This is a genomic window from uncultured Porphyromonas sp. (genome assembly GCF_934359325.1).
GTDB lineage: Bacteria > Bacteroidota > Bacteroidia > Bacteroidales > Porphyromonadaceae > Porphyromonas_A.
Genome location: NZ_CAKRLH010000168.1, coordinates 1 through 3,615, shown reverse-complemented (window position 1 = coordinate 3,615; position 3,615 = coordinate 1). Strand labels below are relative to the sequence as shown.

Here is a 3,615-nt window from a genome sequence, read left to right as displayed (position 1 = left end):
ACCACCTCAAAGTAGCTCGTCAATATCAGACTGCATAAAATTTCTACCCAAAAAGTTTGGTGGTTAGCATAAATAGCTGTGATTAGTAGTTATGCTCTTACGCGGTCTGTGTTTCCTCAACCCAGTGGTTGGAGATGACTACCCCCGCTACACTATCGTAGCATTCGTCGTCCACCAAGACCGAGATGGAGTCCTCACCCCACTGGATCTGCTCAATATTGCCGTGGCCGAGTAGGGTGGTGTAGTCACCCTGTCGGAGGGAGACGCTGTACTCCTGCAGCCGGTGGTAGTCCTCCCGCGAGAGGATCTCATGGTTGCGGATCTTCCTGACCAGCGCCTTACCCTCCTTCATATAGGGAACGATGACTGGGAAGGTCCCCTTGTCATCGATGAGCTTGAAGTGCTCAGCCGCAGACTCAAAATTAATGTACTCAGAGTCCTCTGTCAGATCTTGAGCAATGCTCTGTGTGTCAAAGTTAGTGATCCTGGCAAAGTATCTACGGTAATATTCGGCGATTACTTCAGGATCGGTTGGACTTGTTTTCTTCTCCGATAGTCTAGGAAGTAGATCATTTGTCGCATTGCAGCCTCGAGCGAGGTTCTCAAAGGGCCTACTGCCATCAGTGAGACTGAAGACAAAGACCTGTCCGCGTTGTTCCATTTTTCCCTCACGATTGCACCGCCCGCCCGCCTGTATGATCGAGCCGAGTCCGGAGTGGGCTCTCCAGACGCAGGGGAAGTCGAGGTCAACCCCTGCCTCAATGAGTTGCGTAGAGATGACCTTGGTCGGCTCCCCCTCTCTCATCCGCTCCTTGATTGTCTCGATCGCCCTTCGTAGGTGTGCAGAGCACATCGACCGCGAGAGGTGGATCACCTCGTCTGCGTTGACCTTCGGTAGATCTCTTAGGGCGCGATACACTTGACCGGCATCCTTCCGGCTATTGACGACGCAGAGGACGGAGTGTTCTGCAGCCAGTCTCTCGGCTAGCTCCTGCGAGGTCACCGTCTGTGGCTCCAAGTGGTAGTCGACACGATCAAATGGGGCAAAGTACCTCGCCTCTCTCGGCACTAGATCGCCCTTGATGACAAGAGGGAGATATTTTTTCCCTTTAGTATTTGGCGAGTTCAAGTCCTCGTCGTATACCGGCTGAGTGGCACTGCAGCAGAGTATGGAGCAGTGAAAGGCCTCGGAGAGCGTATCTATGGCGGAGAGTATGGGACTCAGAAAGCCCTCGGGAAGAGCCTGCACCTCATCCATAGCGATGACAGAGTTGGCGATGTTGTGTACTTTACGGCACTTGGCGGGCTTGGAGTCGAAGAGGCTCTCGAAGAACTGGACATTCGTCGTCAGGATGATGGGGGCATCCCAATTCTCTGTAAGGAACTTCAGTCGGGATATCTGCTCATCGCCACTGTCGCCTTCGCCCTGCTGCTCCACCACGACCTCTGAGTGGTGCTCCAGGATATTCTCTTTGCCAAAGATTTCTCTGAAGACCATCGCTGTCTGGGTGATGATAGAGGTGTAGGGGATGACGTAGATGATCCGGTCGTGGTGGTTACGGATCGCCATCTCAAGCGCCCACGCCATGGAGGAGATGGTCTTACCCGCTCCGGTGGGGAGCGAGAGGGTGTAGATGCCGGGATCACTCTCTGCACCGTGGGTCCGACAGCTCTCTAAGAAGTATGCTCGCGCCCGATTGACAGGTGTATCGGGGGCTGATCTGAAGCTCTCTGTCTTCGCCATCAATCGCTCTCGAAGGGTATTGAGTGAAGCGTAGTTGCCCCTTATCCGTAATCTCTCCGCACTGAGATCCGGAGTCATAAATTGCTCGGTGTCCAGTCGGTCGGCGTCCACGAGGGCGGAGAAGAGCATGCGGATCGCCATCTGTAGATCGTAGGGCTCGCCTACATCATCGCAATCGGTCGTCCCGAGATCCTCAACGCTTGTGAGCTTCTCACACGCGTCACACCACCTCTTATGCTCTCCGTGGCGCAGCCGTCTCTCCATTTCATTATGGTCGTAGAGTCCACGATGATGACCGCTGATGCAGTAGGCAAGAGTGTCTGCAATCATGGGGTCGTCAAATAGTCGCCGTGCCTCTATGGCACCCACTATGGCGTGCGGTGCCTTGGGGGGCACCTTGCCGGACGGGTTAGCTCCAGAGGCGGCGAGGATGTATCTCTGGAAGTCCGGTCTGTACTTCCCGAAGTCGTGAAGTAGGCCGGCATTGTAAGCTAAGTCTTTCAGCCCACAGGAGTCCTCATCCTCGTATATCAGCTCTCGTGCCAGTCTCGCCACGTTAAGGCAATGCTCCTCAATGCTTTGCTCCACATAGCATCCCTTTTCCTCTACTCTGATATGCGCTAAATGTGGTTCCATATAGTACATAATAGATTACACGGCAAATGTACGACTTTGTTTCATACACGAAAGGTTTGGCTAATTGGCTAATTCGCATTTTGATGTGCTGGGATGGGGAGGTCAGGGAAATTGGGTTTGTTGATGTGGGGCGTCAGGAGAAGTGGAGGGCGATGCGGTAGAGAAAGAAGTCGGTGTTTCTGACTCCGTAGTTGGCGCTGACGATGCGCCGGAGATTTTGGTTGAGAGCCTCCGCCTTGGCGTTGCTCTCCCTGCGGTAGAAGTACCTCAGAATGGGGGTGGAGTTTGACCGGAGGAAGTTGGCGATGTTGCGTATCTCCTCCACCTTGCTCTCCATTCCTTCCTTAGTGATGAGCATAAGATCCTCCTCCTTTATCTTGTACTTCCGATCGCTGTACCGCGGCCGTATCGGCTCGTACCACTTCCGGATCCTTAGGCAGTATTTGTAGGCTTCTTCGATCTCTGAGAATTGCTTGAAGAGTAACTTCGCCCGCTCCTGTTGGTCGTCGGTCCATTCCGTATTGCGCTTAAAAAGGAGACCCTTCGATCGGTGCAGGGGCTGCTTGAGGGTGTCTTCGTTGGAGAACTTTTCCTGTAGGGTCAGCTGTTTCTGTACCGTCTATTCTTCTTTCGCTCCAGGGCATGGATCGCCTGTCGGTGGCGGATGCGTACACTCATCTTGGTCTTTACCGGAAACTTTGATAGGATCTGGCGAAGCTCAGAGGTCCTGGGTGTATCCGCCATCAGTGCGATCTTGCTCGTCTCCCGGTTGCTGATGATCGTGTAGCAGACACCATCAATCTTCTTCTCGTTGATCGCCATACGGGATCCTACGTTTGACTCCTTGAGGATCGGCACCCTTATCTTTTTTCGTCCGCCCTCTCGCCGGACCTCTATGTCGTCTTGGCAGAGCCTGCCGTCCCGCTCAGCCTCCCTGAAGCCACTCAGGTAATCTCTTTTCCCTCCCCATCCCGGCACATCAAAATGCGAATTAGCCCCAGGTTCTGAGTGGTTGTTTCCTCACTATTCAACGGGAATAATGGCTACCTTTGTAGAAGTACAAGATTTATCCAATATGAGACGACTATTATCGGTGATCCTCGTGATCGCTTCGCTCCTCGCAGGGGGCGTCGTGTCGGCACAGCAGCCTACACAGAGCCTGACCGTGGGAAGCTTCAATCTTAGGTATATCAATGACCACGATGGCGAGAATATCTGGGCCAATCGCTGTCGGA

3 protein-coding genes are annotated in these 3,615 nt (G+C 53.5%); all 3 read right to left on the bottom strand.

All coding sequences use genetic code 11. The features are described 5' to 3' along the window. Positions 1–97 precede the first annotated feature (97 nt). A complete protein-coding gene (gene cas3, locus Q0F21_RS06340; protein ID WP_297238405.1) occupies positions 98–2,380 on the bottom strand; it encodes a CRISPR-associated helicase Cas3' in 2,283 nt (760 codons plus the stop codon). A gap of 133 nt (positions 2,381–2,513) precedes the next feature. Beyond that, positions 2,514–2,984: a transposase gene (locus tag Q0F21_RS06335; RefSeq protein WP_297238407.1), complete on the bottom strand. Its 471-nt coding sequence runs from the start codon at positions 2,982–2,984 to the stop codon at positions 2,514–2,516. Continuing rightward, entirely contained in the window at positions 2,981–3,358 is a 378-nt protein-coding gene (locus Q0F21_RS06330; protein WP_297238403.1) for a hypothetical protein, read from the bottom strand. Before Q0F21_RS06330 ends, Q0F21_RS06335 begins: the two co-directional genes overlap by 4 nt. Positions 3,359–3,615 lie beyond the last annotated feature (257 nt).

Bases quoted from the DNA above. Each gene is read 5' to 3' on its own strand.
- cas3 (WP_297238405.1), bottom strand. From the start codon at position 2,380: ATGGAACCACATTTAGCGCATATCAGAGTAGAGGAAAAGGGATGCTAT.